The organism is Dietzia sp., assembly GCF_036741115.1.
Classification (GTDB): domain Bacteria; phylum Actinomycetota; class Actinomycetes; order Mycobacteriales; family Mycobacteriaceae; genus Dietzia.
In genome coordinates, this window is sequence record NZ_DAINST010000113.1 from 1 (window position 1) to 5,835 (window position 5,835).

The 5,835-nt window shown below is 71.8% G+C and carries 6 protein-coding genes; 2 read left to right on the forward strand and 4 right to left on the reverse strand.

Annotated features, from left to right (window positions below; all coding sequences use genetic code 11):
* The 4 genes from V7E05_RS13205 to V7E05_RS13220 form a co-directional block, all read right to left on the reverse strand.
* Positions 1-1,296 (reverse strand): sensor histidine kinase (locus V7E05_RS13205; protein WP_333620104.1); only part of this gene is annotated, 1,296 nt, incomplete at its 3' end.
* Between the two features lie 57 nt (positions 1,297-1,353).
* Complete coding sequence (locus V7E05_RS13210; protein WP_333620105.1) at positions 1,354-1,791, reverse strand: DUF6802 family protein; 438 nt, start codon at positions 1,789-1,791, stop codon at positions 1,354-1,356.
* Positions 1,792-3,189, reverse strand: a complete 1,398-nt coding sequence (locus V7E05_RS13215; protein ID WP_333620106.1) for a hypothetical protein — start codon at positions 3,187-3,189, stop codon at positions 1,792-1,794.
* Positions 3,186-3,917: a hypothetical protein gene (locus V7E05_RS13220; RefSeq protein ID WP_333620107.1), complete on the reverse strand. Its 732-nt coding sequence runs from the start codon at positions 3,915-3,917 to the stop codon at positions 3,186-3,188. The genes V7E05_RS13215 and V7E05_RS13220 overlap by 4 nt, the downstream gene beginning before the upstream one ends.
* Positions 3,918-3,994: 77 nt before the next feature.
* On the opposite strand from V7E05_RS13220, the gene trmB reads away from it, so the two are divergent.
* Positions 3,995-4,840: a tRNA (guanosine(46)-N7)-methyltransferase TrmB gene (trmB, locus tag V7E05_RS13225; protein WP_442891681.1), complete on the forward strand. Its 846-nt coding sequence runs from the start codon at positions 3,995-3,997 to the stop codon at positions 4,838-4,840.
* A 165-nt stretch (positions 4,841-5,005) separates the two neighbouring features.
* Positions 5,006-5,785 carry an NYN domain-containing protein gene (locus tag V7E05_RS13230; RefSeq protein WP_333620108.1) on the forward strand — a complete coding sequence of 260 codons (780 nt, stop codon included), beginning with the start codon at positions 5,006-5,008 and terminating at the stop codon, positions 5,783-5,785.
* Positions 5,786-5,835 lie beyond the last annotated feature (50 nt).

Sequence of the window (5,835 nt, forward strand, 5' to 3'; positions counted from 1 at the left end):
TGGGATGCCGTGGCCGTGGTCGCGCACCCAGAAGTGGATGAGCTCCCCGTCGTCCGGGCTCGGCAGCCCGAGTGGCAGCTGCGCGTGCTCGGGGAAGACGCGGCAGCCGATCTCGATGCGGGTACCCGGCTCGGTATATCTGACGGCGTTCGACGCAAATTGCAGGAGCGCCTGGGTGATCCGCTGGCGGTCGAGCGAGACGATCTCGGCCGCCTCGGGCCGGACGTCCCACACCCGGTCCGCGACGACTTCGGCCTTGAGCTCCACCTCGAGCACGAGCTCCTCGAGGGAGGTCGCGGCGCGGCGGAGGAAATCGGGGCGCCGCGAGCGCGCGAGGACGAGGAGGTCCTCGACGATCCGTGTCATCCGAGACAGCTCGTCCTGGACGAGGTGCAGAGTCTCGCGGCGCTCTGCGGGGTCCTCGGGAAGGATGTCGAGGTATCCCTGCACCACGGTGAGTGGGGTGCGCAACTCGTGGCCGGCGTCGTTGAGGAATTCGCGCTGGGTGTTGTAGGCGTTCTCGACGCGGTCGAGCATGGCGTTGACGGTGAGGGCGAGCTCGACGAACTCGTCGCCGCCGACGACGGGGACGCGGCGCGAGAGGTCTTCTGCCGAGATCCTCTGCGTCGAATGGCGGACGCGGCGAACCGGGCTGAGCACCCAGCCTGCGAGCACCCACGACAGCAGCGCCGTGACTACGAGCCCGACGGCGAGCGCGAAGAGCACGAGCTGCATGACCTCGCGGATGCTGTTATGCGAGGAGACCGCGCTCTGCGCGACGAGGAGACTCGCGTCCTCGCTGGCGTCATCTCCGGCGACGGTGACCTTGGCCCACCGGATGCCTGCGTCGGTGATCCCGGAGGGCTCGGGGCTCTCCGCGGCGATCCGCAGCAGCTCCCGCCGGTCGTCGGGAGAGAAGTACGGATCGCTATCGGCATCGTTCTTCGCGAGGGTCATCTGCGTGCCCGAGGGGATCGCCGTCGCGATCATCACCTGATCGTCCTGCGGATACTGCTGGGTGAGGAACGCGCGAAGGATCGCGGACGTGGACCCGGAGCCACTACTCGCAAGGTCCCCGGCGCCGCTCTGCACGTAGGAGATGACGTCCTCGACCTTGCGTTCGATGACCTGATTGGTCTCTCGCTGCTCGCTGATACGGAGGAGCTGGAACACCATGAGCGCGACGACCGCGAACACGACGAGCGTGGTGAGCGAGATGCCGAGCACGATGCGCAGGCGCGCGGAGGACCACCAGTGTCGTCTTTGGCGCGTGGCGCGATCGCGGCGAGCGGGCATGCCTCACATTGTGGCCTGCCCGGCGCGTAGCGGGTCCGGCGGCCGCCTGGCGTGCCGCTAGATGCGGCCCCAGTCCAGGCACGTCCAGCGGGGGAGGTCCTCTTCGAGGGTTGGCGCGCCGGAGGTGAACCCACCGAACGCGGTGTGCTCGCGGGCGTTGCTCAGCTCCCAGGAGTCGTAGGTCCCGTCGAAGCGGACTGTCGAGACCCTGTCGATGGCGCGGTCGCCGTCCGCATCGCTGTAGACGGTGAGCCCTCGCTCGTCCTGGAGGGTGAGAGCTTCCATGAACCCGTCGCCGTCCATGTCGGCTTCGGGAATTCCGATGTCGAGGATCTCACTGGCGAGCGGCATCCGGAAGCTCAGCGAGTTCTCCGTGGCGGCGGGGAGGCCGTCGACGCCGCAAACGACGGGATCCCCCTCCGGGGTGGTGAGGGGGCCGTGGGTGCCGTCGCCGGGATGATGGCCGGCGCCGGGGAATTCGGGGAAGTCGCTCATTTATTCCGCCTGTGTGGAAGTGCCGGGCGCGCCGGAGGTTCGAAGAGAGTGGATACGGCGTTCGATATCGCGGACGCGGGGGCCGGGGTCGTGGGCGAAGGCATCGGTGATCGCGGATTCGGTGTGCAGGAGGATCTCGGAGACGGCGTGGTCGATCTCGGCGCGAAGCGCGGCGAAGCCCTCCGCCGCGAGCGCCGTGAGGTGCGCGCGCAGCGCCGCGGTTCGCCGCGCCCGAACGCCGAGTGCGCCGAGGAAGAGTCCGCCGGCAACCGCAGCCGCGATGGAACACGCGAGGGCGAGCGCGGATCCGGGGAGCAGCGCGGCGACGAGCCGACCGAGCCCTGCCCCGCCCGCAGCCCCCATGAACACGAGCGTGGCCTCCTCCCCGCGGTGCACGGGAGGCGCGCAGAACCGCAGCGCCAGCGGCGGCGGCGCGGGGGAACGCTCGCGTTCTCCCGGGGAGCCGAGGTGCTGACGGCGCAGGTACGCGGCCTCGGAGTCGGCGTTGCGGAGGATGTGGGAGGAGACTTCGTCCGCCGCGGCATCGATCCGCTCGACGAGCGCCGGGAGCTCGCGCCGCGGCGCCGCGGCGATCTCGGCGCGCGCCTCGGCCGAGAGCTCGCGGATCCGACGCGACACCGCCGAACCCGAGGCGAGCCGCGCGGCGTGCGCGTGCTGCCGGACGGCCTGCGTGCGGGCGGAGATCACCTCTGTGCGGATCCGGGACAGCCAGTCGAGAACCGATGCGCGTGACGCCGGAGGCCGTGCCGCCCCGGCGCCGCCGCCCGCCGCCGCTCCGAACTGCGCGGCCTGCGGGAGGTCCGTGGCAGGCGCCGTCCCGCGCAACGACTCTGCCGCGGCGGCCCGGACCTCCTCGGGTGCACAGGCGCGCCGCGCCGCCTCGGCCACCAGGGCGGAGCCGGAGAGCGCGCCGTCCACGGAGTCCGCGCCGTCTGCTTCGGCTGCCGGGTCTGTGAGGCGGGCCGCGAGCACAGGAGGCGGGAGCCTGCGCGATGTGAGGCGCCTGGCGGTCTCGGAGGCGGTCGCGGCCACCGCGCTGCCGTACTTCTCGGCGCGGACGAGGACGACGGCGAGGGGGAACCTGGCGGCGAGGCGCGCGGCGATCTCCAGGTCGTCCGGGCGGATGGGACACAGCGCATCGACCACGACGAGGACGAGTGCCGGCGCGTCGCCTGCGGCGAGCGCGGAGACGATGCGCTCCCCGGTGGTGTCGCCGAGGTGGGCGGCGATTCCCGCGGAGCCGCTGTCCTTCGCGCCGAGGACGGCGATAGTGCCGCCGAGCGTGGGCGCCGGCGGTGCATTTGCGGCCGGCACAGCATTCGCGACCGTTGCGGCCGGCGGCGCATCGGGGCGCGGGGGAGCGGACACGGCGCTCACGCCGGGATCTCCGCGGGCTCGGGGTACACGGACTCGGAAAGGACCCCGTGGACCTCGGCCGCCGCGCGCTCGACGGGGTCCCGCGGGGACCAGCCGAGGCAGTCCCGCTCGAGGCGGGCGAGGGCGGCGGCGACCCTCGCCGCGGGGACCTCGAGCAGCGCACGGCGCAACAGGCCGAGGGCCACATCGATGCTTCCGCCAGTGCGGAGCGCGGGCACGCCCGCCGCCCACTCGGGCGTCCCGGCGCCCGAGCCCTTCCAATGCTCCGCGCGGGTCGCCACGACGAACGCCGGGTGGCGGCGCGGCCTGCGGAGAAGGCGGAGCTCGTGCGCGCACGGGGCCGTGCACCAGGCGAAGATCTCGACATCCGGGGCCGGCGTGGCGCCTCCGGAGCCGTTCGCGCCGATAGCACTGGAAACGGCGCCGACCCCACCGATCTCGAGCCCGCAGGCGGCATCGACATCCGTGGCGGCGAACTCGATCGGCGCCCCGCCGCCCGAGGGCGCCGGCGAACGCCGGAGGAGGGACGCCGAGAGGGCGGACGCCAGCTCTTCGTGGCCGGAGCCCGCGCCGCCGAGGACGCGGACCACGACGGGCGCGCGGAGAGCCGCGGCGTGGCGGGCGAGCTCCGGCACGCCCCCGGCGGCCGCGTGCCGGCGCAGTGCCGCCTCCGCTGCGAGCACGAGCGCGGAGGAGCCGGGATCCCCGGCGGCTTCCTTCGGAGTCATAGGTGTATCGAACCCCAACACGTGGCTTTCATGGGGGCGCTACATTCCGGGCACCTCCGGCGTCATGGGAGATGCTTTTGCCCCGCGAGCCGCCAAACGGGGATAATCCAGGCGTGAGCGACGAGCGCGAGAACGAGAACGAGGCTGGCGAGACCGCCGGGCAGCTCCAGGAATCCGGGCAACCCCGGGACCCCGAGCAGCCCCGCCAGGCCGAGACCCCCGACGACGACCGCCGGCTGTTCCCGCGGGTCACGGCCTACCGCTTCCGCCGCGGCACGCTGCGCCCCGGGCAGCAGCGCAACTGGGAACAGCACTGGCCGCAGTACGGCCGCAACGTCGCCGACGATGTCGTGGACGCCGAGCAGTGGTTCGGCAGGACCGCGCCGCTGATCGTCGAGATCGGCTCCGGCACCGGCACCTCGACGGCGGCGATGGCCGCGGAGGAGCCGGACAAGGACGTCATCGCGGTCGAGGTCTACCAGCCGGGGCTTGCACAGCTCCTCGGCCTCGTCCTGCGTGGGGAGCTCGAAAACGTGCGGATGATCCGCGGCGACGGCGTCGACGTCCTCGAGAATATGATCGCCCCGGCCTCCCTCGCCGGCGTCCGCGTGTTCTTCCCCGACCCCTGGCCCAAGGCGCGCCACCACAAGCGCCGCCTCCTCCAGCTCAGCACCTTCGAGCTCATCGCCTCGCGCCTCGCGCCCGGAGGCGTGCTGCACGTGGCCACCGACCACGTCGACTACGGCGAGTGGATCGACGAGGTCGGCAACTCCGCGCCGAGCCTGTCGCGCATCCCGGAGTCCGAGGTCCCCGACGCGATCCCCTTCTCGATCGAGCGCCCCGTGACCAAATTCGAGGGCAAGGGGATCGACGAAGAGCGCGCAATCCGCGAGTTCTTCTGGCGCCGCGCCGCCGACGCGTAGCCGATCCCGTTCGGCGGAGATGTTTCGCCGCGCCCGTCAATGCCGATAGGTTTGGGTAACGGCGTTTCGTTATGTATTCGTGCGCCGCTAGACACGATTGGATCCCGAGCGGCGCCCGGCGGGTGTCGCGGCCCCTGCGGGCTCGCACAGAAAAAGGTTCGAGACATGAATAGTCCCCAAAGCGAAGCCACCCCCGGCGCGCCGTCCGGTGACGGCGCGGATTCCCGCGACGAACTCGCCGCGGGTGGGGCGCACTCTTCCGATTCCCATTCTCCCGCTCCCGGACCTGGCGCAGGCCCCGATACCGGATCCGCCCACGAGGATGACGGCGAAGGCGTCGTCCTTCTCGTGTGGGACGCCCCCAACCTGGACATGGGCCTCGGCGCGATTCTCGGCGGCAGGCCGACCTCGGCATATCGCCCACGTTTCGATGCCCTCGGCCGCTGGCTCCTCGGCTACACGGCGGACGTGTCGCGGCGCTCCCGGCAGGAGCTCTCCACCGAGGCCACCGTGTTCACCAACATCGTCCCCGGACAGGCCGATGTCGTCCGGCCGTGGGTCGAGGCGCTGCGGAACGTCGGCTACGCCGTCTTCGCCAAGCCCAAGAGCACCGAGGACTCGGACGTTGACGAGGACATGCTCGAGCACATCGACGCGATCGCCGACGCCGGCAGGCTCGCCGGGCTCGTTGTCGCCTCGGCGGACGGGCAGGCCTTCCGCGAGCCGCTCGAGGAGCTGGCCGAGGACATCCCCGTCTCCGTGATCGGATTCCGCGAGCACGCGACGTGGGCGACCCAGTCCGACGTGCTCGAATTCGTCGACCTCGAGGACATCGACGGGGTGTTCCGAGAGCCGCTGCCACGCATCAGCCTCGACAATCTCCCCGTCCAGGGCGCCTGGCTGCAGCCGTTCCGCCCGTTGGCGACGCTCCTGCGCTCGCGATAGGCTGCGGCCGTTTACGCCCGAGAAACCGCCTGAACCGATTAGCCGGGGAC